The organism is Arthrobacter sp. Bi26 (assembly GCF_918697925.1).
Lineage (GTDB): Bacteria > Actinomycetota > Actinomycetes > Actinomycetales > Micrococcaceae > Arthrobacter.
In genome coordinates this window covers 37,276-60,859 of the sequence record NZ_CAKKMF010000022.1, presented here as the reverse complement: position 1 = coordinate 60,859, position 23,584 = coordinate 37,276, and the positions used below count along the sequence as shown (strand labels likewise).

Below are 23,584 nucleotides of genomic sequence, written 5' to 3'. Positions count from 1 at the left end.
GGCCGGCGCCGGCGCCACGGGTGCCTCTGCACGGGAGGTATCAACCTCGGAGGTCCCGGACCCGGACGTGGCGTCGGCGGTCCCCGGGTACTGGGTGGTCAGGGCATCGTCGGGATTGTTGGGGTCGAATCTGCGGGGTGTCTCGGTCATGGCGGCCGTGCCTTTCGATTGCGGGCAGGGCGCACAGACTTTCCCTGGCGCCCTGCCGGTCCACTCAATACTAAGCGTGCTGATGGCCGGCGGGGTGTCCGGGCGGTTGGGCGCGCGGTTCGGGCTGTTGGCACCGGCCCGGGCACGGTATAACGTCACAGCCAAGGGATTGCCTTGAAGAGGAGGCGCGGCCGTGACCATTATCGACATCGCCGTCTATGTGGACGGTCACCGGACCGCCGACCCGGAAGGCCTCGAGGAAACGTATTTTCTCCTGCGGCAGCGCCAGGGCATGGCTTGGATCGGGCTCTACCGGCCGGAACCTGAGGAGCTGCGCTCGGTGGCCGAGGAATTCGACCTGAGCCACCTGGCCGTGGAGGACGCGCTCGCCGGCCACCAGCGGGCCAAGCTGGAACACTACGGCGAGACATTGTTCCTGGTGCTGCGGCCCGCCCGGTACCTGGACGAAGTGGAGAAGGTCGAGTTCGGCGAGATCCATGTGTTCGCCGGCCCGGACTTTGTGGTGACTGTCCGCCGGGCAGAGTCTCCCGATCTGGCCCGGGTGCGCCGGCGCATGGAATCCGAGCCGGAGTTCCTGGCGCTCGGTCCGGACGCGGTGCTGTACGCGATTCTGGACCAGGTAGTGGACGAGTACGAGCCGGTGGCCGCGGGGCTCGAAAACGACATCGATGAAATCGAAGATGACCTGTTCGCCGCCGATCCCGGCGTATCGCGCAGGATCTATGAACTCTCCCGCCAGGTCATCACTTTCCAGCGTGCGACAGCCCCGCTGGCCGGGATCCTGCAGACTCTTATGGGCAGCGGGCCGGACGGGGTGCCGGACCCCGAACTGCAGGACCATTTCCGCGACGTCCTGGACCACGCCATCAGGCTGGGGGAGCGGGTGTCCGCCTTCCGGGCGCTGCTGCAAAACGCGCTGGCCGTCAACGCAGCCCTCGTCGCCCAGCGGCAGAACGACGAAATGCGGCTCCTGACCGAATCGAGCTTCGCCCAAAATGAGCAGGTCAAGCGGATATCGTCGTGGGCTGCCATCCTGTTCGCCCCGACGTTGATCGCGTCGATCTACGGCATGAACTTCCGCGACATGCCCGAGCTCGACTGGATCTTCGGCTATCCGATGGCACTCGCGCTCATGATCGGCATGGGCGGTGCGCTGTTCCTGACGTTCAAACACAACAAATGGATTTGAGGATCCGGCTGAAATAGGAAGCGGCTCTGACCTTGCGTTGTCGCAGGTCAGAGCCGCTCTCTTGTGCCCCAGGAGGGAATCGAACCCCCGACCGGCGGATTAGAAGGCCGCTGCTCTATCCCCTGAGCTACTGGGGCACGGTGGCACCCGCCGGCCGCTGCCGGGGGACGCCTCAAAAAGTTTACAGTGCCGGACGGCCGGTGGGGGTCAATGCTGGCCGTTCGCCTGTCCGGCGGCCCGGACCACTCCCCACCACAGGCCGCAACGCCGCGGCCGGCAGCCGGTTTTCCACATGGCACAACCGGGCCCTCCCCGGTGACGGTCCGCGGCGCGATGCTGGAACTGCCCGGCAGGGCACGACAACTCGAGACAGGACATGAGAATGAGCGACAACATTACGGTCCGGGGCTTCGTCGCCTCGGAGATCAGAAGTTCGACCACCCCCGGCGGCGTGCCCACGGCGTCCTTCAGGCTCGGCGCCACCGAGCGCCGCTACGACCGCGGCTCCAGCACCTGGGTGGACGGCAACACCAACTGGTTCACTGTCCAGGGCTACCGGCAACTGGCCGGCAACATCGGCTGCAGCATCAAGAAAGGCCAGCGGGTCATCATCGTTGGCAGGCTGAAGATGCGCAGCTGGGAAAAGGACGGCAGGGTCTACCACGTCGCCGAGATTGACGCGGAGTCAGTCGGCCACGACCTCATGTGGGGCTCTGCCAACTTCACCCGCTCGGCCGCAGCAGGAAACCAGCCGGCCGCAGGACCTGGTGCCGCTGGTGCGCCTGGCGGCGGAGACGGCGACGACGCCGGACCCCAGACCCAGTCCGGGGATACGGGCGGGGATACCGGCGGGGACGGCGACGGCGGTGCCGATGACCACACGACCTTCATCAACGACGCAAGCGGCGAGGAAGAGGAGGTGGACCAGGAGACCGGCGAACTGAAAGGGGCCGCCGCCTGAATCCCGGGCACCGGCGGGCAATGCCCGGGCACCGGATCGGAGACACCACCGCGTGGCAGAATTGCCGGATGCGACATGCCAGGAGCGCTGCGGGACACGCCGCGGCCTCTGCAGCTGCGGTACTGGCGGCCGGTACTACCGCCGCGGGCGGCGCCGCCCGTCGCCGCGGCCGGGCCGTTCCGGCGGCCACAACCGTGGCGCTCCTGCTCGCAGCGTCCGCCTGTTCGATGCCGGCCGGGGGCAGCGGAGCCCAGGCCTCTGGAGCGGGGCGGCTGCCTTGTCGGCGTCCGGGACTGAACCGAACCGTCAGCGGCCGGGCACGGTTGCGGGTGCAATCGGCGCCACTGAGGCAACGGCAACCGCAAGGACAACGGCAATGGCTCCTGCAACTGGGCCTGCCAGGGGCGCAGCGCGGCTCACGGAATGTGAGTTATCCCGGCCGAACCACTAGATTTGTAGGCATGGCGGAATTTATCTACACAATGACCAAGGCCCGTAAGGCTGTCGGCGAAAAACTCATCCTCGATGACGTAAGCATGTCCTTCTTCCCGGGGGCCAAGATTGGCGTTGTCGGCCCGAATGGTGCCGGTAAGTCCACCATTCTCAAGATCATGGCAGGCCTGGACACTCCCTCCAACGGTGAGGCCCGGCTCAGCCCCGGCTATACGGTAGGCATCCTGCTGCAGGAGCCGCCGCTGAACGAAGACAAGACCGTTCTGGGCAACGTCCAGGAAGGCGTCGGTGAAATCTACGGCAAGATCCTGCGCTTCAACGAGATCTCCGAGGAAATGGCCAGCCCCGACGCTGACTACGATGCCCTCCTCGAGGAAATGGGACAGCTGCAGGAAGCGATCGACGCGGCTGACGCCTGGGATATCGATTCCCAGCTGGAACAGGCCATGGACGCACTGCGCTGCCCGCCCGCCGATGCCGATGTCACCCTGCTCTCCGGTGGTGAGCGCCGCCGCGTCGCGCTGTGCAAGCTCCTGCTGCAGAAGCCGGACCTGCTGCTGCTCGACGAGCCCACCAACCACCTCGACGCCGAGAGCGTGCTGTGGCTCGAACAGCACCTCTCCAGCTACTCCGGCGCCGTCCTGGCCGTCACCCACGACCGTTACTTCCTTGACCACGTGGCCGAGTGGATCGCCGAAGTGGACCGCGGCCACCTCTACCCGTACGAGGGCAACTACTCCACGTACCTGGAGAAGAAGCGCGCCCGCTTGGAAGTCCAGGGCAAGAAGGACGCCAAGCAGGCCAAGCGCCTGACCGAAGAACTCGAATGGGTCCGGTCCAACGCCAAGGGACGCCAGACCAAGTCCAAGGCCCGTCTGGCCCGCTACGAGGAAATGGCTGCGGAGGCGGACCGCACCCGCAAGCTCGACTTCGAAGAGATCCAGATCCCGCCGGGACCGCGCCTGGGCGGACTCGTGCTGGAGGCCAAGGATCTCCAGAAGGGCTTCGACGATCGCACCCTGATCGACGGACTGTCCTTCACCCTGCCCCGCAACGGCATCGTTGGCGTCATCGGCCCCAACGGCGTCGGCAAGTCCACGCTCTTCAAGACGATCGTGGGCCTGGAACCGCTCGACGGCGGCGAACTGAAGATCGGCGATTCCGTCAAGATCTCCTACGCCGACCAGAGCCGCGGCGGCATCGACCCCAACAAGACGCTGTGGGAAGTCGTGTCCGACGGTCTCGACTACATCCAGGTCGGCCACGTCGAAATGCCCTCCCGCGCCTACGTGGCCGCCTTCGGCTTCAAGGGTCCGGACCAGCAGAAGAAGGCCGGGGTGCTTTCCGGTGGTGAGCGCAACCGCCTCAACCTTGCGCTGACCCTCAAGCAGGGTGGCAACCTGCTGCTGCTCGACGAACCGACTAACGACCTCGACGTCGAAACCCTCAGCAGCCTCGAAAACGCCCTGCTCGAATTCCCGGGCTGCGCCGTCGTCGTCTCGCACGACCGCTGGTTCCTGGACCGGGTGGCCACCCACATCCTCGCCTACGAAGGCGACGAGGAGAACCCCTCCAAGTGGTACTGGTTCGAGGGCAACTTCGAGTCCTACGAGGAGAACAAGGTCGAGCGACTGGGCCCGGACGCGGCCAAGCCGCACCGCGTAACGCACCGCCGCCTCACCCGCGACTAAGCCCACACGGCTTCAGCGCCATGAAAAAGCCGGCTCCCCGCGGGGAGCCGGCTTTTGTGTGCCGTGGTGTCTAAGTGCCAGCGAGCGGACGGGCGGGCTAGCTGCGCTCGGCCTTGCGCATCTGGTGCTGCAGCACCTTGGACTGGACGGCGCCCTTGACCTTGTTCTTCAAATCGTTCGGGACGCGGACCATGCCTTCCTGGGCCACCGTCGCCACGTGCCGGCCGTCCCGGCTGAAGATCTTGCCGGTGGCGAGGCCCCGTGCGCCCTGGGCGCTGGGCGATTCCTGGACGTACAGGAGCCATTCGTCGACCCTGACCGGCCGGTGCCACCACATGGCGTGGTCCAGGCTTGCCACGGACATCCCGGGCGTAATCCAGCTCATCCCGTGCTTGCGGAGGATGGACTCCAGCAGGGTGTAGTCGCTCGCGTAGGCCAGGGCGGCCCGGTGCACGCCGGCGTCGTCGGGCATCGGGCCGAAGGTCTTCATCCAGACGGCGTTGCGTGCGTCCTTGGGCCCCTTGGCCGAGACATACAACGCCGGATCGACGTGGCGGATATCGAACGGCCGCTCGTACGCCCAGTGCCGGGCCACGGGGTGATCGAACTTGCCCAGCAGGTCGGCAGTGCTGGGCAGCGATTCGGGGTCCGGGATCCCGGCGGGCATCTCGGACTGGTGCTCGATCCCCTCGTCCTCGGCCTGGAAGGACGCGATCATCGACAGGATGGGCATGCCCTCCTGGTAGGCGTGGACCCGGCGGGCCGAGAACGACCGGCCGTCGCGCAGGCGCTGCACGCCGAACGTGATCGGCTTGTTGGCGTCTCCTGGCCGGAGGAAGTAGCCGTGCATGGAGTGCACACTGCGGTCCGGATCGACGGTGCGGCTGCCGGCTATCAGGGACTGCGCCAGCACCTGGCCGCCGAAGACGCGGTGCCTGGGCTGCTGCTGGGAGGGGCCCATGAAGATGTCCTCGTCCGTCCGCGCGCCCTCGAGCTCGCCGAGGTTGAGGAGTTGGATGAGCGAGGAGGTGGGGTCCTGGGTCGGGAGCCCCAGCAGTCCGGCTTCGGCTTCAGTCATGGTCTGACTCTAGACGGCACAGTCACACTGCTCAAAAGGGACACTGCTCAAAAGGCGGCGCGGCTCCCGAGAGGCGCAGCCGGTAGAGTCGGTAGTGTGTCTGATGTCCTAAACCAGCCCCTGCAGTTCTCCGATCCCCGCGACCTCGACGACCTGCGCACCTTCGCCACGCGCGCCAAGTCCATTGACGACGGCGCCATCCGGCTCCAGGCCGCGGGCCCAGTCCTGGCCGCCTACGTCTGCGTCCTGCGGCCCCGGCTCCTGGGCGAATCCACCCCCACCATCCTGGGCCTGCGGACCATGGCGCTGGCGCAGCCGGCGGACACTGACGTCACCGTGCCGCTGTCCGCCGTGCTGGACCGTTTGGCACGGGCGGGGGAGCACGACGTCGAACTCCCCGTCCCGCCGGTGACCGTCAGCGAGTCGTGGGCCGGGATAGGGGCGCCGCGGGCCGGCTGGGAACCGCTCGGCACCGTCCAGGACACCGTCCTGCGGGCCGCCGCCGAGGCCGGCATCAGGGAGATCGCCGCGATCATCCCGGACAAGCCGGGCGCGCTGATCGTCAATAACGCCCGGGCAACGGTCTGGGGCCGGGAACTGCCCGACGCCGCCGGGCTGCCGGCCGGCGCCGCGTTCGCCGCCCTCACCCTGGGCTTCCTGGCCGACGGCGAACAACGGCTCTACCGGGCCGGGCGCTGGTTCCGGCTCAGCGGCACCCGCGGCCACGTGCTGGTCCGGACCGGCACCGGGCTCTAGGAAGCTTCCCGGCACCCTCCGCTCAGGCCTCCGACGGGCTGTTCACCATGGAAAGGGCTGCCCGCTCCATGTAGTCCCAGAGCGTTCCCTCGTACAACGGCGGCAGCTCCAGGGCATCCACCGCGGCGCGCATGTGGAACAGCCACCGTTCCTTGGCCTCCGGCGTCACCCGGAACGGCATGTGGCGCATCCGCAGCCGCGGGTGCCCGCGCTCCTCGCCGTAGGTGGTGGGCCCGCCCCAGTACTGTTCCAGGAACATCAGGAAACGCCGCTTGGCCGGGCCGAGGTCCTCTTCCGGGTACATGGCGCGCAGCAGCGGATCGGTCGCGACGCCGTCGTAGAAGACGTCGATGAGCTTCACAAAAGTCTCGTGGCCGCCCACGGCATCATAGAAGTTGTCTGTGTAGCCGGGCTGGCTGAATGGATCGTTTTGCAGCAGCTGCCTGGGCTGGCTGGGTTCGCCGGCGCTGGGAATCGTCATTTCTCTATTCTCCGGCCTTCTGCTGGGGTGCGCTGTCGGCCTCGTCCGCCGGCGGTGTCTCCGGCGGAATGTAGGTGCCTTGGGAGCGGTTGCCCACGCGCAGGATTTCGCCGTTGCGCAAGTACCAGATGGTGCCGTCGTCGGACCGGACCCGGGTGATCCGCAGGTTCATGGCCTCGACAGTGCCCACCACCTCGGAGGTCTCGATGATGTCGCCAATGCCGTACTGGTCCTCGATCGTGATGAAGATGCCGGCGAGGAAGTCGCGGATCAGCTGCTGGGCGCCGAAGCCGATGGCCACACCGAGGATGCCGACGCTGGTCAGGATCGGGGCAATGTCCACGTTCAGGTTCTTGAGCACATACACGATGGTGAGGACGGCCACCAGGACGCCGACCACGCTGCTGAGCAGTGCGCCGATTGTCTGTGCCCGCTGGACCCGGCGCTCATGGTCCAGGGCGCGGAAGGCCGGAGCCACCCAGCGGAAGTGCGGCTTCTTGAAGAGCGTGCTGCCCGAGGCGACGCGCTTGGTGATGACGGAGATCACGAAGGATGCCACTAGCCACACGGCGACGCCGATCCCCAGGCTGATCAGGGCACCCGGCAGGTTGACGGCCGCGATGTCTTGGGCGGTGATTGGTTCGATGGTGGTAAGGCTGATCATCGGCGGGGGAAAACTCCTTGTTGCTGCGTCCCTGCTGCCGGCCGGCAGCGGGGCTGGGCGTCCGGATAGGCGGCCGGCGTTCGCCGGGCGCATAACACTCTGGTCTACTTCAACATTAGCGCCGTAGCGTGGCTCCATGCGCATCCTGGTACTCGGCGGAACGGTCTTCCTGTCAGCAGAAATAGCCCGGCAGGCCCTGGCCGCCGGCCACGACGTCACCTGCCTGGCCCGCGGTAACGTCGCTGCGCCGCCCGACGGCGCTACCTGGCTGCGCGCGGACCGCTCCCAGGGGAAGGCCGCCTACGAGGAGGCCGCCGGCAGCGGCGGGTGGGACGCCGTCGTCGACGTTTCGCGGGATCCTGGCCAGGCGCGGGAGGCGCTCGAGGCGCTGGCCGGCTCGGCCCGGCACTGGACCTTCATCTCCAGCTGCTCTGTCTATGCGGACCATTCGGTGGCCGGCGCCGCCGAAGATGCCCAGGTGCTTCCGCCGCTGGCGCCGGGGACGGAACTGAGCATGGATAACTACGGCGAGGCCAAGTCCGCGATCGAGCAATGGACCCGCCAACTGGCAGGGGACAAGGCGCACCTCTGCCGTGCCGGCCTGATCGGCGGACCCGGGGACGGCTCCGACCGTTACGGGTACTGGCCGGCCCGTTTCGCCCGGGACAACTATCCCGTCCTGGTCCCGGACATCCCCACCGACGCGACCCAGATCATCGACGTCCGCGACCTCGCGGCCTGGATCCTCACCGCCGCCGAAAACGGGATCACCGGGGCACTGAACGCCGTCGGCGAACCGGTCCCCTTTGCCGCCTACCTTGAGGAGTCGCGTCAGCTCGCCGACGCCGACTCCGAGGCCGTTGTGGCTCCCGAGGACTGGCTGGCGTCCCACGGCGCGAACTACTGGGCCGGTCCGGACTCGCTGCCGCTGTGGCTGCCGCCCGGCCATGATGGCTTCGAGACCCGCAGCAATGACGCTGCCCGGGCAGCCGGGCTGTCCATCCGGCCCTGGATGGACACGCTGCGGGACACCTTGGCGGATGAACGCCGCCGCGGACTCGGCCGCGAACGCAAGGCCGGGATGAGCCCGGAGACGGAACGCCGGATCGTGTCCGAGTACAAGGCAGAGGCCTCAGCCGGGCCCGGCTGACGGTGCCGGCTGACCTGTTCAGTCTGTCTGGCCCTCCACCACAGCCGTGGGCTCGTGCAACACCGGGAAGTTGACGCTGCGGGCAATGAAGCAGAGTTTGTTGGCCAGGACGTGAAGCTCCTCCAGAACATCCGGGGCCGCCGGTCCAGCCACCGTCACCGTGGGCTTCAGCGTGACGGATTCGAACTGCCCGCTGCCGTCCCGGTTGGTCCGCATCAGGCCCTCGGCCCGGTCCTCATAAGCTGTCACCACCACGCCGTGCTTCACGGCCACGTGCAGGAAGGAGAGCATGTGGCACTGCGAGAGCGCGGCCAGGAGCAGCTGTTCGGGGTTGTAACGCTGCCGGTCCCCGTGAAAGGTCGGATCGGCGGAGCCGCGCAACACCGGCACCCCGGGGATCTCGACGTCGTGGTCGCGTGAGTAACCGCGGTATGTGGACGTCCCGGACCCGAGGTTCCCAGTCCAGCGGACAGTCAGCGCGTAGCGGTGTTCGTCAAGGCTCATGCGGCCAGTCTAGAACGACGGAACCCCGGCGCCGCGCGGGGGCGGCACCGGGGTTCCAGGATCGTCGGGGCAGGCTGTTGGCGTCCTAGCCGACGTCAGCCTGGCGGGCCCGCAGGGAGCGGGCCACGCCGTCGCGGTTCTCCAGCATCATCCGGCGCAGCGCCGAGCTGTCCTCCGGCAGCGAGGCCAGGAACTCATCCGTGCGGTCCACGGTGGCCTGCGTGGTCAGCTGGGCCGGGTAGAGACCGACGACGATCTGCGAGGCCAGCGCGTGGGTGCGGTTGGCCACGATGCCCGGGACGGCCTCGAAGTACTTCTCGGCGTACGGCTCCAGCAGGGACGTGTCCAGGACCCGGGTAAAACCGGTCACCGCGGAGCCCTGCAGGGCGTTGGACAGATCGCCCTTGACCACAATCGATTCCCAGGCTTCGGCCTTGGCCTCCGGAGTGGGGATGGCGGCCTTGGCCAGGGCCGCCGCGTTCTGGCCGTTGGAGGTGTTGTCGTGCGCCAGTTCCTCGTCGATCCGCTCCTGCCCGGCGCGGCTGCCTGCCACGAGGGACGCCAGCAGCTCCCACCGCAGGTCCTGGTCCACGCTCAGCCCGTCGAGGGTGAGCGAGCCGTCCAGCAGCCCGGACACCGTGTCCAGCTGCCCGGCGCTGCGGGCCAGCAGGGCGTAGGACTTCACGAACTGCAGCTGTGCGTCCGAGCCGGCAGGCACCGCCGAGGCGAGCTCCCAGAGCTTGTCGGCCGCGGCTACGGCAGTGGCCGCCTGGTGCTCCTCGGCCACGTAGAAGGTCAGCGTGGTGGCAAGCTGGCGGAGCTGGACCATGATCACGGAGGAATCGGATTCCTCGGCAATGTTGGCCAGGATCAGGTCCACGTACCCGCGGGCCGGGGATTCGCCGTCGCGCGCCGCGTCCCAGGCCGAGCCCCACACGAGGGTGCGCGGGAGGCTCTGGCTGAAGTCCTTCAGGTGCGCCGTTGCGGTGGCGAGGGACTTCGGATCCAGGCGGACCTTGGCATAGGCGAGGTCGTCGTCGTTGAGCAGGATCAGGTCCGGCTGGGCCAGGCCGGCCAGGGCCGGAACTTCGGTGCGCTCGCCGTCGACGTCGAGCTCCTCGCGGTGCACCCGCTCCAGCCTGCCGGCGCCGTTGAGGTTGTAGAAGCCGACGGCGAGGCGGTGCGGCCGCAGCGTCGGTTCGCTCTCGATCGCCGACTGCACGATGGCGAAGGAGCCGATGGTGCCGTCCGCGTCCGCCGAGATCTCCGGTGTCAGGGTGTTGACGCCGGCGGTTTCCAGCCAGAGCTGGCCCCACCTTTCGAGGTCACGGCCGCTGGCCTTCTCGAGTTCGGCCATGAGGTCGCTGAGCTCGGTGTTCTGCCAGGCGTGCTTGCTGAAGTACTCGCGCACCCCGGACATGAATTCCTCCGGGCCCACCCAGGCGACGAGCTGGCGCAGCACCGAGGCGCCCTTGGCGTAGGTGATGCCGTCGAAGTTCACCTCAACGTCCTGGAGATCGTTGATCTCGGCAAAGATCGGGTGCGTGGTGGGCAGCTGGTCCTGCCGGTACGCCCAGGACTTCTCCACGGACGCGAAGGTGGTCCAGGCGTGGTCGAACTCGGTGTTCTCCACGGCGGCCAGGTGGGACATGTATTCGGCGAAGGACTCGTTGAGCCAGAGGTCGTTCCACCAGCGCATCGTCACGAGGTCACCGAACCACATGTGCGCGAGCTCGTGCAGCACGGTGATGGCGCGGCGTTCCACCTGGGCATCGGTGACCTTGCCGCGGAAGACGTAGCCTTCAAGAATGGTGACGGCCCCGGCGTTTTCCATGGCGCCGGCGTTGAACTCCGGCACGAAGAGCTGGTCGTACTTCTCGAACGGGTACGGGCAGCCGAACTGGGCCTCGAAGAACTCGAAACCCTGCCGGGTGAGCTCGAAGATGTTCTCGGCATCGAGGTACTGCATGAGCGACTTGCGGGCGAAGATGCCCAGCGGAGTGACCCGGCCTTCCGCCGACGTGACTTCGCTGCGCACCGACTGGTACGGCCCGGCAATGAGCGCGGTGACATAGGAGGAGAGCCGCGGAGTGGGGGTGAACTCCCAGACGGAGCGGGCGCCCCCGTCCGCGCCCGGGATGGTCTCCACCGGCACCGGTGTGGGGGAGTTGGACACGAGGTCCCAGTGCGAGGGGGCGGTGACGGTGAAGGTGAAGCTGGCCTTGAGGTCGGGCTGTTCGAAGACGGCGAACATGCGCCGCGAGTCCGGGACCTCGAACTGCGTGTACAGGTAGACCTCGTTGTCCACCGGATCCACGAAGCGGTGCAGGCCTTCGCCGGTGTTCATGTAGGGCGCGTCGGCGACCACGAGCAGGTGGTTCTCGGTCGCCAGGTCCGGGAGCTGGATCCGGACGCCGTCGGAGACCTCGCCCGGGTCCAGTTCGCGGCCGTTGAGGCTCACGCTGTGCACGGCGTGGGTCACGGCGTCGATGAAGGTCGAAGACCCAGGCTTGGCCCTGAACTTCACGGCCGTGGTGGACCCGAAGACTTTCTCGCCACGCGTCAGGTCAAGGCTGACCTCGTAGGAGTCGACGTCGATCAGGGCGGCGCGCTCGCGGGCTTCGGCGCGGGTCAGGTTCATACCGGGCAAAGGGGCCTCCAGAAGAAGATGGATACTGCCGGCCGGACGCAGCCGCCGGCGATACTGTGAAATTATTCTTTCACGTCAGCGGCCTATGGCAAGTTAGCCCGATCACAATGTCCGGCGCCAACGCCCCTGCACCGAGTCCACGATTTGCCACGAATGGCCGCTAAGCCGATGCCCTTGGCGGCCATTCGTGTCAGATGAGTGCGGTGGGGCGGCGCGGCGTGGCGGGCACGTTGAGGTTGCCCCGGCTTCGGACCCGGGCACGGACCTTCGGAACCGGGGTGTGTGGTTTGCCCGTGTGCGCTTGAACTTCGATCCAAGTGCTTCCCGGAGCTCCGCCGGCACTCTCTCCATCGATTCGCCGCAGATGGCCGCTATGCCACCGTGCTTAGCGGCCATTCGTGTCAAGTGAGTGCTCTGTAGGGCGGGCACGTTGGCGTCGCCCCGGCTTCGGCCCCGGACTTGAACCAGGGCCGGGAGTCCAGCCGCGCTCCGTCAGCGCCGCGCGCACCCGGGTAACCGCGGCCGGCTCCATCCCAGGGGCGAACGGGGTCAAATGCCATTGGGTCAATACGACGACGCGCCACCCGGCATCCCTGGCGTTCTCATCCCGGAAGATGTCGCTGCGACGCTGGGCCGGACTGGCGTGATGCCCGCCGTCGTACTGAATCGCGATCTCTTCTTGCTCGTGGGCGGGTCCTGTACAACGCGCCTGATCCCACGTTTCCCTCCCGTCGACCTCCTGACCTGCGCGCACGTCCCCAGATCCCTCAAGGTGCGGCGGGGGTAGCGTTGGGGTATGGGAAAGATCCGTTACTCAGTCGATGCCAGGGCGCTGCGCTTTGCCATCGGTTTCCCCCTGATGCTGGCGGCCGGATTCGTGGTGTGCGCGCTTCTGGTGCGCCCGGATTTGCCCGAACCGCTGGCCGTCCGCTGGACTGGTGCCGGTGCCGCCGACTTCGCGCCGTTCACCGCCGTCACGGGAGCAGGTGCCGCGCTGATCGTGGTGATCGGCTGGGCCGTGCTGCTGCAGGCCGTTCCGCTGTCCCGCCCCGTGATGATGCGCCGCATCATGATGGGCGCCGGCCTGGCCATGAGCCTCTTCGTCACCACCGTCTTGGCAGCCGTGCTCGTGGGCCAGCTGGGATTGCCCGATGCGCGGGGATCCCATGTGGACGCCTCCGTTCTGGCCCTCGGCAGCGGCGCGGCCCTCGCCCTGGGCGTCGTCATGGGTTTCGTGTTCAAGGCCGACGAACGCTGGTCTGTCGATGACGACCTCGCCGTCCGCCAGGCCCTCGAGCGTGAACAGGATCCGGAACTGGCCAGGGACCGGGTCAGCCTCTGGGTCCACGCCCGCAGCTCGATCTTCGTCATGCTCGGCATCGCGACGCTTCTGCCCGCCGCCCTCCTCACCATTGCCGTGCCGTGGCTTGCTGCCCTCCTGGTCGCCGCGGCCCTGGTGGCCGCGGCGTTCCTGGTGGCCCGGATCCGGGTTGACCGCGGCGGCCTGCACGTCTTCGCGGCAGGCTTCGTCCGGGTCATGGAAGTTCCGGCCGCGGCCATCGACGCCGCCACGCCCCGGGACGTCACGGCGGCGGACTATGGCGGGTGGGGATACCGGATCCACGGCAACACCACGGCGATGCTGGTCAGCAGCGGCCCCGCCGTGGTCATCGACCGCTCGGACGGGCGGCGGCTGGCGGTTAGCGGCGGAAGCGCCACCGCGGCGGACAACATGGCCCAAACGCTTTCCCGGGTGGCGGACAGGGCCCGGCGGAACGGCGGGACACCCGCGGTGTAACTCGTCCGTGTAAACAGCCGTGTAACACGAGAGTCCCGTGAGGCATCCGGCCAGCTAGAGCACCGCCCCGGAAGGCTCGGCCTAGTACGCTTGGACCAGACCCCAACCGCCCCCGGCCGCCGCCCGGCGCCGCAACCGAACGGAACAGCCGTGACCATTTCTGACTTCCCCCGCGTGCACATCGCCACCGACCACGCCGGCATGGAGCTCAGCGCCCACCTCGTCAGCCACCTCAGTGCCAAGGGCTACGAGGTGCTGGACCACGGACCCAAGGTCTACGACGCCCTGGATGACTACCCGTCGTTCTGCATCAACGCCGCCCTCGCGGTCGTCGCGGACCAGGAAGCCGGAACCCGCGCCCTGGGCATCGTCCTCGGCGGCTCTGGCAACGGCGAACAGATTGCCGCCAACAAGGTCAAAGGCGTGCGCGCCGCGCTGGCGTGGAACCTCTCCACGGCGCAGCTTGCCCGCGAACACAACGACGCCAACGTCGTCGCCGTCGGCGGCCGCCAGCACAGCGTCGAGGAGGCCACGGAAATCATCGAGGCCTTCCTGACGGAGCCGTTCAGCAACGACGAGCGCCACGTCCGCCGGATCGGCAAGATCGCCACATACGAGCGCACCGGCGAGGTCATCGACTAGTGCCGGAAGGGCATTCCGTCCACCGGCTGGCGCGCCAGTTCGGTGACGTTTTCGCAGGCGAGAGGCTGACAGTCTCGAGCCCGCAGGGCCGGTTCGCGCCCGGCGCCGCACTGCTGGACGGCCACGTCATGACAGCCGCGACCGCGCACGGCAAGCACCTCTTCCTCAAGTTCGAGCACGGGCTGGACCTGCATGTCCACCTCGGCCTCTATGGCGCCTGGAATTTTGGCGGCGACGCCAGCTTCCGCGGCGCGTCCAGCATCGGCGCGCCCCGGAAGGTGGGGGAGCGGGAGGTCTACGACGACGACAGCGCGGCTGAGCCGGCCGACGTCGTCGCCGCCTCGTCTGCATACGCAGGGCCGCCCGCGCCGGTGGGCGCCGTCCGCGTCCGGCTGGTGAGCAGGCACGGCTGGGCCGATCTCCGGGGCGCGACCACGTGCGAGGCAATCACGGAACCGGAGGCGGCGGCCGTGCTGGCGCGGCTCGGCCCGGACCCGCTGCGCAACCGGTCAGGCGACCGGGACGCCTTCACCGCCACGGTGGCGGGCAAACGAACACCGCTGGCGGGCCTGCTCATGGACCAAAAGGTGATTGCCGGCGTCGGGAACGTCTACCGGGCCGAACTGCTGTTCCGGCAGCGCCTCAACCCCTGGCTGCCCGGGGCTGAACTGTCAGTGGACGCGGCCCGCCGGCTCTGGGACGACACCGTGGCAATGATGTCCGACGGCGTCCGGGACGGACGGATCATCACGACGCCGCCGCGCTACTGGAATGGGGCCGGTGCCGGCGCGTCCCGTCGCGTGCTGCCGGAACCGGATGAGGCACACTTCGTCTACCGCCGGCACGGGCTGGACTGCCGTGACTGCGGCACGCCCGTGGCGCTCACGGAGTTGGGTGCGCGGAAACTGTACTGGTGTCCGCAGTGCCAGCAGGCCGGAGCAGGCATAAACGAAGCAGGCATGAAGCAGGCATGAAAGACGCATGACAGAGGCATGAATCGGGCATGAAAGATGCATGACAGAGGCATGAATCGGGCATGAAAGATGCATGAGGGCAAGAAAAAAGCCCCTCTCGCAGAGGGGCTTTTTTCGTCATTTTTCCGAGGGGACGACGGGAATCGAACCCGCGTAATCAGTTTGGAAGACTGAGGCTTTACCATTAAGCTACGTCCCCGGGAACCTGCTGGAACTCCAGCATAACTTCCGGTCGGCTGTGCAAGCCGGATACAACTAAACCCAATTCAGGGCCCCGGTGTCAAATGTGCAAATCGGCAGTGGATGACCGTAGACTGTTCTGTGCACTTACGGGGTGTAGCTCAGCTTGGCTAGAGCGCCTGCTTTGGGAGCAGGAAGTCGCAGGTTCAAATCCTGTCACCCCGACTCTGCAAGCACTGCCAGCACGTGGCAATGCAGAACCCCATACCCCCCAAACCAGGAGTACTTAGACTGTGAAGAGCGCTGTCGAGAACCTCACCCCCACGCGGGTCAAGCTCAATGTTGAGGTCCCCTTTGAGGAATTGAAGCCCAGCATCGCAGAGGCATACAAGACTGTTGCTTCGCAGATCCAGGTCCCCGGTTTCCGCAAGGGCAAGGTCCCCTCCAAGCTCATTGACCAGCGCGTTGGCCGCGGCTACGTCCTGGAGACGGCCATCAACGAAGGCCTCAACGGCTGGTACCAGGCCGCCGTGCAGGAAACCGGCATCCGCCCCCTGAGCCGTCCCGAGGTCGAGATCACCGAGGTTCCGGACCCGTCCGCCACCGACGGTGAGCTCAAGTTCCACGCCGAGGTTGACATCCGCCCCGAGATCGAGCTGCCTGACTACGCCGGCATCAAGGTTGAGGTCGCTGCCGCCGAGTCTTCGGACGCCGACGTCGACAAGGCCCTGGACGAGCTCCGCGGCCGCTTCGGCACGCTGAAGTCCGTAGACCGTCCGGCCGCCGATGGCGACTTCCTGACGATCGACATCGCAGCCTCGATCGACGGCGCAGACGTTGACTCCGCCTCCGGCCTGTCCTACCAGGTTGGCGCCGGCACCATGCTCGAAGGCCTCGACGAGGCCGTCACCGGCCTCAGCGCCGACGAGGACGCCATCTTCGACACCACGCTGGTTGGCGGCGAGCACGCCGGCGAGTCCGCCCAGGTCAAGGTCACCGTCAAGGCCGTCAAGGAGCGCGAACTCCCCGTCGCCGACGACGACTTCGCCCAGCTCGCCAGCGAATTCGACACCCTGGCCGAACTCCGTGAGGACCTCGCCAAGCAGGCCGCCGAGTCCAAGGTTGTGGACCAGGGCGTCGAGGCCCGCGACAAGGTCCTGGACAAGCTCGTTGAGCTCGTTGAGGTTCCCGTCCCGGCATCGATCGTCGAAGAGCAGCTTGAGCAGCACTTCAACGCCGAAAACGCCCACGGTGAAGGCGAGCACGACACCGAGGAGCACCGCGCCGAAGTCAAGGCCAACACCGAGCGCGCCTTCCAGAACGAGATCATCCTTGACGCAATCGCCGAAAAGGAAGAAGTCAACGTCAGCCAGAACGAGCTGATCGACTACATCGTCACCACCGCCAGCCAGTACGGCATGGACCCGAACCAGTTCGCCCAGATCATCGATCAGAGCGGCCAGGTTCCCATGATGGTTTCCGAGGTCCGCCGCCGCAAGGCACTGGCCGTCGTATTGGGCCAGGCCGAGGTTACCGACTCCGAGGGCAACAAGGTTGACCTGAGCGATTTCGTCCGCCCCGGCGACGAGGCAGCCCCGGCCGCCGAGCCCGTTGAGGAAGCAACCGCAGAGGATGCAGCCACCGAGGCCACGCCGAGCGATGACCCCGCAGCAGTGAAGTTCTAGCATTGCCGCTGACGGCCCCCGGATCACCGATCCGGGGGCCGTTCGTTTTAAGCCCCCCGCCTGCCGGCCGTGTCCTGTTGACGCAGCCAGTTAAGCGCCGCGAAGGCCGTGCCTCCGGGACCCGGCTTGCGCGGTCCCGGCAATCGTGCGCCGTCAGCGAACAGCCCGGCGCCAGCGAACAAAGCGGGCGTGAAAACGGTTAGTGTCGCTGTAGGAAAGTTCAGTGATGTCGTCCAATGGCGTCACCGTCGCCAGCGAGAGGTAAGTACATATGTCACAGCAAGCAGGGGCACCCCGGATGGCCACGGTCGATCCGGCAGCCCAGGATAACTACATTTACAACCGCCTGCTGAAAGAGCGCATCATCTGGCTCGGCTCCGAGGTCCGCGACGATAACGCCAACGCGATCTGCTCCCAGCTGCTGCTGCTCTCGGCGGAAAATCCTGAAAGGGACATCTACCTTTACATCAACTCACCCGGCGGCTCCGTCACCGCCGGCATGGCCATCTACGACACCATGCAGTTCATCCCGAACGATGTTGTCACGGTTGCCACCGGCCTCGCCGCGTCCATGGGCCAGTTCCTGCTCTCCTCCGGCACCAAGGGCAAACGCTACGCCACCCCCAACGCCCGCATCCTCATGCACCAGCCCTCCGGCGGCATCGGCGGCACGGCGTCGGACATCAAGATCCAGGCCGAGCTGATCCTGCACATGAAGAAGGTCATGGCCGAGCTGACCGCTGACCAGACCGGCCAGAGCGTGGACACCATCCTCAAGGACAACGACCGCGACAAGTGGTTCACGGCCCCGGAAGCCCTCGAATACGGCTTCTTCGACAAGATCGCGGCGCACGCCGGATCCGTGGCCGGCGGCGGCGGAACCAACGCCAATGGCTCCGGCAACGCCGGCGGCGCTGCGACAGCCACCGAGAACTGACCGGCAGGTAGACAGCAATGAATTCAGGAGCAATGAACATGAACTACAACTTCGGTTCGACTGCCGGCAACCTGCCGAGCAGCCGCTACGTGCTGCCCCAGTTCGAAGAGCGCACCCCCTACGGCTTCAAGCGCCAGGACCCGTACACCAAGCTGTTCGAGGACCGCATCATCTTCCTCGGCGTCCAGGTCGACGACGCCTCGGCCGACGACGTGATGGCCCAGCTGCTGGTGCTCGAGTCCACGGACCCGGACCGCGACATCACGCTCTACATCAACTCCCCGGGCGGCTCCTTCACCGCCATGACCGCGATCTACGACACCATGACGTACATCCGGCCCGAGATCCAGACCGTCTGCCTCGGCCAGGCGGCCAGCGCCGCCGCCGTGCTGCTCGCGGCCGGCACGCCGGGCAAGCGCCTCGCGCTGCCGAACGCCCGCGTGCTGATCCACCAGCCCTCACTGTCCGGCGGACAGGGCGGGCAGGCCTCGGACCTGGAGATCCAGGCCGCCGAGGTCATGCGCATGCGGTCCTGGCTTGAGGACACGCTGGCCAAGCACTCCGGCCGAACGCCGGAACAGGTCAACAACGACATCGAGCGGGACAAGATCCTCACGGCCGCCGAGGCCATGCAGTACGGCCTCATTGACCAGGTCCTCGATTCCCGCAAGATCAAGCCCCAGGCAATCGCGCGCTAATCAGCAATTCGCGACGCGCCGGTGCGGCACTTTTACTTGGCCGCACCGGCGTCCGCTTTCCACCCAACAGGCCCAAAGTGACCTAGAGTGGAACATGTCACAGGCAGCAGCAAGCTACTAAAGGGGTTCACACATGGCTCGGATTGGCGAGAGCACTGATCTGCTGAAGTGTTCTTTCTGCGGAAAGAGCCAGAAGCAGGTCCGCAAGCTCATTGCCGGGCCCGGCGTCTACATCTGCGACGAGTGCATCGAACTCTGCAACGAGATCATCGAAGAAGAACTCGCGGAAGTAGCTGACCTGGGCAGTTTCGAGCTGCCCAAGCCCCGCGAGATCTTTGATTTCCTGCAGGAATATGTGATTGGCCAGGAACCCGCCAAGCGGTCGCTTGCCGTCGCGGTGTACAACCACTACAAGCGGATCCAGGCCGGCCACGCGCCGAAGAGCGGCAGCCTCGCCGACGGCGTGCACCACGACGACGTCGAGATCGCCAAGTCCAACATCCTGCTGATCGGCCCCACCGGCTGCGGCAAGACCTACCTGGCCCAAACCCTGGCCCGCCGCCTCAACGTCCCGTTCGCCGTGGCCGACGCCACGGCCCTGACGGAGGCCGGTTACGTCGGTGAGGATGTTGAGAACATCCTCCTCAAGCTCATCCAGGCCGCCGACTATGACGTCAAGAAGGCCGAGCAGGGCATTATCTACATCGATGAGATCGACAAGATCTCACGCAAGAGCGAAAACCCGTCCATCACCCGGGATGTCTCGGGTGAGGGCGTGCAGCAGGCGCTCCTGAAAATTCTCGAAGGTACCGTGGCCTCGGTCCCGCCGCAGGGCGGACGCAAACACCCGCACCAGGAATTCATCCAGATTGACACCACCAACGTGCTGTTCATCGTGGCCGGAGCTTTCGCGGGGCTCGAGGACATCATCGGTTCGCGTTCCGGACGCAAGGGCATCGGCTTCGGCGCCCCGCTCAACGAGGTCAAGAACACCACGGATTCTTACGGCGAGGTCATGCCGGAAGACCTGCTCAAGTTCGGGCTGATCCCGGAATTCATCGGCCGGCTGCCCGTCATCACGACCGTCTCGAACCTGGACCGCGCCGCGCTCATCCAGATCCTGTCCACGCCGAAGAATGCCCTCGTCAAGCAGTACCAGAAGATGTTCCAGCTCGACGGCGTCGAGCTCATCTTCGAGGACGAGGCCCTGAACACCATTGCCGACCAGGCGCTGGAGCGCGGCACCGGAGCCCGGGGGCTCCGCGCCATCATGGAGGAAGTGCTGCTCCCGGTCATGTTCGACCTCCCCAGCCGTGACGACGTCGCGAGCGTCGTAATCACGGAAGAGGTCGTGACCAAGAAGGCAGCGCCCACGATGATCGCCCACGACGTCAAGCGCCGCAAGTCCGCCTGATCCGGACCAGGCCAGCACGGGAATAAACAACCCGTAACGGTCGCTGTGATCCTTGGCGCGCCGTGTAGGTGATCTGCCTCAGCGTATCCCCCAGACTTCCTTAAGGAGAACACCTGTGCCTGAAACCATGACCAACAAAGCCGACTTCTGGTTCGACCCGATGTGCCCGTTCGCCTGGGTTACCTCCCGCTGGATCGGCGAGGTGGAAGAAGTCCGTGACATCAAGACCGAGTGGCATGTGATGAGCCTCGCCGTGCTCAATGAGGGCCGCGAGGAGCTGCCCGAGCAGTACCGGGAGTTCATGAAGAAGGCGTGGGCTCCCGTCCGCGTCATCACTGCCGCCGCTGAACAGCATGGTGCGCAGTACATCAAGCCGCTCTACGACTCCATGGGCACCAAGATCCACAACGAGGGCAACAAGGATATCGACGAGGTCATCGCCAAGTCGCTGGCCGAGGCGGGACTGCCGGCCGAGCTTGCGGCCGCCGGCCAGAGCGACGAATTCGATGCGCAGCTCCGCACCAGCCATGAGGCAGGCATCTCCCTGGTCGGACAGGACGTGGGCACGCCCGTCGTCGCCTTCAACGGCACGGCCTTCTTCGGCCCGGTCCTGACCCGCATCCCGCGCGGCGAGGAAGCCGGACGGATCTGGGACGCCACCGTGACCCTGGCTTCCTTCCCCTACTTCTTCGAAATCAAGCGCAGCCGGACCGAAAGCCCGGTCTTCAACTAGGCCTGAAGACACCGCGCCGGGTACTCTGCCCGGCCTGCCAGGAGCCCCGGCAGAACTACTCCGATGTAGTTCTGCCGGGGCTCTTGTGTATGCCAGACGGGGGGACAACAATAGAACTTACCCACTTCGAAAGAAGAGGGACGCAGGAACCAAAGATTCAGTGACACTCATCCGACGCAGCCTTCGGCAAAGTCAGATGATGGCTACCAGTGACGAGGTAGGAAGACCTGAAAGTCTAAGGATCCCGCCAGATTGTCTAAGACGTCACGTGACAATCGAAAAGTCGAAGCCCCACCAACGGCTAAACGCTGATGGGGCTTCCCCTTTGCCCAAAAACTGGCCAGAGTGTGCCCCATGAGCAGTTTCCAGAGCGGTGAACCAATCGCGGACTACGCACTCCTGTCCGACTGCCGCTCCGGTGCTCTGGTCAGCGCGGCGGGTTCTGTGGACTGGCTTTGCTTCCCCCGCTTTGACAGCCCCTCCGTGTTCGGCCGGCTCCTCGGCCCGGACGCGGGATTCTGGTCGATCCGGCCCGCCGGCGCCCACACCTCGACAAGGCGCTACCTCGGACCCACGCTGGTCCTGGAAACCACCCACATCACCGCCGGCGGGTGCATGACCGTCACAGATGCCCTCGCCCTCGGGGACGGCCGGCGCGGCCACGAGCTCGGGGCGGACTCCCCGGGCACCCTCCTGCGCCAGGTGTCCTGCACGCAGGGTTCCGTCGACGTCGACATCGTCCTGTGCGCCCGACCCGACTACGGCCTCGCGAGGCCACTTCTCACCGCGGCCGACGGCGGTCTCCTCATCCGCGCGGGGGATGTGGTCCTGTCGGTCTCGACCCCGGCGGCGTTCCGGCTGGGCACCGACACCAGCACCGGCGCCGGCACCGACACCCGCTCCGGCACCGACACAGTGCACGCACGCCTGAGCCTCCGCGCCGGCGACGTTGCAGGCTTTGCCCTCCAATCCCGGGTCCTCCACTCCGGGTCCGGAGACTTCCATCCCGGCGGGCACGGTGCCCCCGTGTTCTGGAGCCAGGATGAGATTGGGCGCAGGCTCGAGGACACCGTGCAGGGCTGGGCCAGCTGGTCCGGGATGCACCAGAACTACCGCGGCCCCTGGCAGGAGCTCGTGGCCGGCAGCGGAAGGGTCCTGCAGGCGCTGAGCTACTACCCGAGCGGCGCGATCGTCGCCGCCCCGACCACGTCGCTGCCGGAGGTGGCCGGCGGCACGCGCAACTGGGACTACCGCTACAGCTGGATCCGGGACGCCAGCATGACCCTGCAGGCCCTCTGGGTGGCGGCCTGCCCGGACGAGGCCGGGAAGTTCTTCCAATTCCTGGCCACCGCGGCGGCCAGCCAGCTGGCCGGAGGCGAGGAACTGCAGATCATGTTCGGCATCGGCGGGGAACGTGAACTCCCCGAACGCGCGCTCGGCCACCTGCCGGGGTGGCGCGCCAGCACCCCGGTACGGGTGGGCAACGGCGCCTGGAACCAGCGCCAACTCGACGTTTACGGCGAACTTCTCGACGCCGCCGCCACCTTGCCGGAATACCTCGCGGAACTGGCACCGGAGACACGGAAGTTCCTTGCCGACGCCGCGGACACTGCCGCCGCGCGCTGGAAGTCCACCGATCACGGCATCTGGGAAGTCCGCGGGGAGCGGCGCCACTACCTGCACTCCAAGCTCATGTGCTGGGTTGCCGTGGACCGCGCCATCTCCCTCGCCGGCATCCTGCAGTCAACAGAAAAAGTTCCGCACTGGACCGAGGCGCGGGACGCGATCGCGGCCTCCATCCGCACTGAGGGATGGAGCGAAGCAGCGAACGCCTACACCCAGGCCTACGGATCCGACGATCTCGATGCTTCTGCCCTGATGCTCGCCATCGTGGGATTCCTGCCGGCGGACGATCCCGGCATGATCGCCACGATTGAGGCTATCGAGGAGCGGCTCACGGACCCCCGCGGCCTCGTGTACCGCTACCTCGCCGACGACGGCATGGCAGGGGAAGAGGGCACGTTCCTGCTGTGCACCTTCTGGCTGGCGCACGCCCTGGCCCTGGCCGGACGCACCCAACACGCCCGGGCTGTCTTCGAACGGGCGGCCGCGTTTGCCACCGACCTGGGCCTGATGGCCGAAGAGGTCGCCCCGGACAGCAGCGAGCTGCTGGGCAACTTCCCGCAGGCGTTCAGCCACATCGGCCTCGTCAACGCGGCCTGGGCGATCAGCGAAGCGGAACGGCACAGCCGGGAATCCGGCGTCTAGCAGCGGAAGCCGGCCGGCGGATCGGGACCGAAGGAACAAGCCCTGTGGCAACGGTGTTGCCTCTGTTGGCAGGCAGCGGTCCGGGTGCCGTGATGTGAAGCATCCCGCCTGGCGGCGTCCTGTGTCCTGAGCCCACCCCGATCATTGGAGCACCATGCCCATCACCGCCCATTTTGACCTGAACTTCAAAACCGAAGCCGTGTCCACGGCCGCGGCCGTGCTCCGCGACATCCTTTCCGCTACCCGGGCGTTTGACGGCTGCCTCGGCGTCGATGTGCTGGTTGACAGCACGGATCCGGCGCACGTTCTCGTGGTGGAACAGTGGGCGTCGCTGGAGCACGACGAGGCCTACCGCACCTGGCGGGCCGGCGACGGCGCGAGCGGGCTGGGAGAGCTCCTGGCCGCTCCGCCGGTGCTGACGCGCTTCGAGATGTCCTTCAAAATCTGAGGCGCCCGGACGGCAAAGACCTGGTAAACAAAAGAGAACCCTCGGCCCGGCCTGGGCCG

20 protein-coding genes and 3 tRNA genes are annotated in these 23,584 nt (G+C 66.8%); 16 read left to right on the top strand and 7 right to left on the bottom strand.

Annotated features, from left to right (window positions below; genetic code table 11):
• Positions 1-343 precede the first annotated feature (343 nt).
• The gene (locus LQV16_RS08160; RefSeq protein WP_229993394.1) at positions 344-1,360 is read left to right on the top strand and encodes a magnesium and cobalt transport protein CorA; all 1,017 of its coding nucleotides are present in this window, start codon (positions 344-346) and stop codon (positions 1,358-1,360) included.
• Positions 1,361-1,424: 64 nt separating this feature from the next.
• On the opposite strand, the gene LQV16_RS08155 is transcribed toward LQV16_RS08160, so the two are convergent.
• A tRNA-Arg gene (locus LQV16_RS08155) sits at positions 1,425-1,497 on the bottom strand.
• Positions 1,498-1,742: 245 nt separating this feature from the next.
• On the opposite strand from LQV16_RS08155, the gene LQV16_RS08150 reads away from it, so the two are divergent.
• Together LQV16_RS08150 and ettA are read left to right on the top strand one after the other, a co-directional pair.
• On the top strand, positions 1,743-2,321 hold the full coding sequence (locus tag LQV16_RS08150) for a single-stranded DNA-binding protein (protein ID WP_229993393.1): 579 nt from the start codon (positions 1,743-1,745) through the stop codon (positions 2,319-2,321).
• 461 nt (positions 2,322-2,782) lie between these two features.
• A complete protein-coding gene (gene ettA, locus LQV16_RS08145; protein WP_229993392.1) occupies positions 2,783-4,465 on the top strand; it encodes an energy-dependent translational throttle protein EttA in 1,683 nt (560 codons plus the stop codon).
• A 97-nt stretch (positions 4,466-4,562) separates the two neighbouring features.
• Here the strand turns inward: ettA and LQV16_RS08140 are convergent, their stop codons facing one another.
• Entirely contained in the window at positions 4,563-5,543 is a 981-nt protein-coding gene (locus LQV16_RS08140) for an acyl-CoA thioesterase II (RefSeq protein ID WP_229993391.1), read from the bottom strand.
• Between the two features lie 96 nt (positions 5,544-5,639).
• Between LQV16_RS08140 and LQV16_RS08135 the strand changes: the two genes are divergently transcribed.
• Positions 5,640-6,299 (top strand): hypothetical protein, encoded by a 660-nt coding sequence (locus tag LQV16_RS08135; protein WP_229993390.1) that lies wholly within the window; start codon positions 5,640-5,642, stop codon positions 6,297-6,299.
• A 22-nt stretch (positions 6,300-6,321) separates the two neighbouring features.
• Here LQV16_RS08135 and LQV16_RS08130 read toward each other — a convergent pair whose 3' ends face one another.
• A complete protein-coding gene (locus tag LQV16_RS08130; RefSeq protein WP_223979482.1) occupies positions 6,322-6,780 on the bottom strand; it encodes a globin in 459 nt (152 codons plus the stop codon).
• A gap of 4 nt (positions 6,781-6,784) precedes the next feature.
• Positions 6,785-7,444: a mechanosensitive ion channel domain-containing protein gene (locus LQV16_RS08125; protein ID WP_229993389.1), complete on the bottom strand. Its 660-nt coding sequence runs from the start codon at positions 7,442-7,444 to the stop codon at positions 6,785-6,787.
• Between the two features lie 136 nt (positions 7,445-7,580).
• Here LQV16_RS08125 and LQV16_RS08120 point away from each other — a divergent pair, with 136 nt between their 5' ends.
• Positions 7,581-8,594: an NAD-dependent epimerase/dehydratase family protein gene (locus LQV16_RS08120; RefSeq protein WP_229993388.1), complete on the top strand. Its 1,014-nt coding sequence runs from the start codon at positions 7,581-7,583 to the stop codon at positions 8,592-8,594.
• A gap of 18 nt (positions 8,595-8,612) precedes the next feature.
• On the opposite strand, the gene LQV16_RS08115 is transcribed toward LQV16_RS08120, so the two are convergent.
• Positions 8,613-9,098, bottom strand: a complete 486-nt coding sequence (locus LQV16_RS08115) for an OsmC family protein (protein WP_229993387.1) — start codon at positions 9,096-9,098, stop codon at positions 8,613-8,615.
• Positions 9,099-9,183: 85 nt separating this feature from the next.
• The gene (gene pepN, locus LQV16_RS08110) at positions 9,184-11,739 is read right to left on the bottom strand and encodes an aminopeptidase N (protein WP_229993386.1); all 2,556 of its coding nucleotides are present in this window, start codon (positions 11,737-11,739) and stop codon (positions 9,184-9,186) included.
• Between the two features lie 805 nt (positions 11,740-12,544).
• Between pepN and LQV16_RS08105 the strand changes: the two genes are divergently transcribed.
• The 3 genes from LQV16_RS08105 to LQV16_RS08095 all read left to right on the top strand — a co-directional run bounded on the left by LQV16_RS08105 (position 12,545) and on the right by LQV16_RS08095 (position 15,162).
• On the top strand, positions 12,545-13,546 hold the full coding sequence (locus LQV16_RS08105) for a hypothetical protein (RefSeq protein WP_229993385.1): 1,002 nt from the start codon (positions 12,545-12,547) through the stop codon (positions 13,544-13,546).
• Between the two features lie 150 nt (positions 13,547-13,696).
• Complete coding sequence (locus LQV16_RS08100; RefSeq protein WP_290369349.1) at positions 13,697-14,188, top strand: ribose-5-phosphate isomerase; 492 nt, start codon at positions 13,697-13,699, stop codon at positions 14,186-14,188.
• Positions 14,188-15,162: a DNA glycosylase gene (locus LQV16_RS08095; protein ID WP_229993384.1), complete on the top strand. Its 975-nt coding sequence runs from the start codon at positions 14,188-14,190 to the stop codon at positions 15,160-15,162. The genes LQV16_RS08100 and LQV16_RS08095 overlap by 1 nt, the downstream gene beginning before the upstream one ends.
• 128 nt (positions 15,163-15,290) lie before the next feature.
• On the opposite strand, the gene LQV16_RS08090 is transcribed toward LQV16_RS08095, so the two are convergent.
• Positions 15,291-15,361: transfer RNA gene (locus tag LQV16_RS08090), tRNA-Gly, on the bottom strand.
• Between the two features lie 131 nt (positions 15,362-15,492).
• Here LQV16_RS08090 and LQV16_RS08085 point away from each other — a divergent pair.
• From LQV16_RS08085 to LQV16_RS08050, 8 genes are all read left to right on the top strand, one after another.
• Positions 15,493-15,567, top strand: a tRNA-Pro gene (locus tag LQV16_RS08085).
• 68 nt (positions 15,568-15,635) lie between these two features.
• The gene (tig, locus tag LQV16_RS08080) at positions 15,636-17,027 is read left to right on the top strand and encodes a trigger factor (protein WP_229993383.1); all 1,392 of its coding nucleotides are present in this window, start codon (positions 15,636-15,638) and stop codon (positions 17,025-17,027) included.
• Between the two features lie 298 nt (positions 17,028-17,325).
• A complete protein-coding gene (locus LQV16_RS08075; RefSeq protein WP_229993399.1) occupies positions 17,326-17,964 on the top strand; it encodes an ATP-dependent Clp protease proteolytic subunit in 639 nt (212 codons plus the stop codon).
• Positions 17,965-18,002: 38 nt separating this feature from the next.
• On the top strand, positions 18,003-18,662 hold the full coding sequence (locus LQV16_RS08070; RefSeq protein ID WP_026266422.1) for an ATP-dependent Clp protease proteolytic subunit: 660 nt from the start codon (positions 18,003-18,005) through the stop codon (positions 18,660-18,662).
• 133 nt (positions 18,663-18,795) lie between these two features.
• On the top strand, positions 18,796-20,076 hold the full coding sequence (clpX, locus tag LQV16_RS08065) for an ATP-dependent Clp protease ATP-binding subunit ClpX (RefSeq protein ID WP_229993382.1): 1,281 nt from the start codon (positions 18,796-18,798) through the stop codon (positions 20,074-20,076).
• 127 nt (positions 20,077-20,203) lie between these two features.
• Entirely contained in the window at positions 20,204-20,809 is a 606-nt protein-coding gene (locus LQV16_RS08060; protein WP_229993398.1) for a DsbA family protein, read from the top strand.
• 354 nt (positions 20,810-21,163) lie between these two features.
• The gene (locus LQV16_RS08055) at positions 21,164-23,077 is read left to right on the top strand and encodes a glycoside hydrolase family 15 protein (RefSeq protein ID WP_229993381.1); all 1,914 of its coding nucleotides are present in this window, start codon (positions 21,164-21,166) and stop codon (positions 23,075-23,077) included.
• 154 nt (positions 23,078-23,231) lie between these two features.
• Positions 23,232-23,525: an antibiotic biosynthesis monooxygenase gene (locus LQV16_RS08050; RefSeq protein WP_229993380.1), complete on the top strand. Its 294-nt coding sequence runs from the start codon at positions 23,232-23,234 to the stop codon at positions 23,523-23,525.
• Positions 23,526-23,584 lie beyond the last annotated feature (59 nt).

What these genes read in the sequence shown, in the direction of transcription:
- LQV16_RS08150 (WP_229993393.1), top strand. Translation starts at nt 1,743, where the DNA reads ATGAGCGACAACATTACGGTCCGGGGCTTCGTCGCCTCGGAGATCAGA.
- ettA (WP_229993392.1), top strand. Translation starts at nt 2,783, where the DNA reads ATGGCGGAATTTATCTACACAATGACCAAGGCCCGTAAGGCTGTCGGC.
- LQV16_RS08140 (WP_229993391.1), bottom strand. Translation starts at nt 5,543, where the DNA reads ATGACTGAAGCCGAAGCCGGACTGCTGGGGCTCCCGACCCAGGACCCC.
- LQV16_RS08130 (WP_223979482.1), bottom strand. Translation starts at nt 6,780, where the DNA reads ATGACGATTCCCAGCGCCGGCGAACCCAGCCAGCCCAGGCAGCTGCTG.
- LQV16_RS08125 (WP_229993389.1), bottom strand. Translation starts at nt 7,444, where the DNA reads ATGATCAGCCTTACCACCATCGAACCAATCACCGCCCAAGACATCGCG.
- LQV16_RS08120 (WP_229993388.1), top strand. Translation starts at nt 7,581, where the DNA reads ATGCGCATCCTGGTACTCGGCGGAACGGTCTTCCTGTCAGCAGAAATA.
- LQV16_RS08115 (WP_229993387.1), bottom strand. Translation starts at nt 9,098, where the DNA reads ATGAGCCTTGACGAACACCGCTACGCGCTGACTGTCCGCTGGACTGGG.
- pepN (WP_229993386.1), bottom strand. Translation starts at nt 11,739, where the DNA reads ATGAACCTGACCCGCGCCGAAGCCCGCGAGCGCGCCGCCCTGATCGAC.
- LQV16_RS08105 (WP_229993385.1), top strand. Translation starts at nt 12,545, where the DNA reads ATGGGAAAGATCCGTTACTCAGTCGATGCCAGGGCGCTGCGCTTTGCC.
- LQV16_RS08075 (WP_229993399.1), top strand. Translation starts at nt 17,326, where the DNA reads ATGGCCACGGTCGATCCGGCAGCCCAGGATAACTACATTTACAACCGC.
- LQV16_RS08070 (WP_026266422.1), top strand. Translation starts at nt 18,003, where the DNA reads ATGAACTACAACTTCGGTTCGACTGCCGGCAACCTGCCGAGCAGCCGC.
- clpX (WP_229993382.1), top strand. Translation starts at nt 18,796, where the DNA reads ATGGCTCGGATTGGCGAGAGCACTGATCTGCTGAAGTGTTCTTTCTGC.
- LQV16_RS08060 (WP_229993398.1), top strand. Translation starts at nt 20,204, where the DNA reads ATGACCAACAAAGCCGACTTCTGGTTCGACCCGATGTGCCCGTTCGCC.
- LQV16_RS08055 (WP_229993381.1), top strand. Translation starts at nt 21,164, where the DNA reads ATGAGCAGTTTCCAGAGCGGTGAACCAATCGCGGACTACGCACTCCTG.
- LQV16_RS08050 (WP_229993380.1), top strand. Translation starts at nt 23,232, where the DNA reads ATGCCCATCACCGCCCATTTTGACCTGAACTTCAAAACCGAAGCCGTG.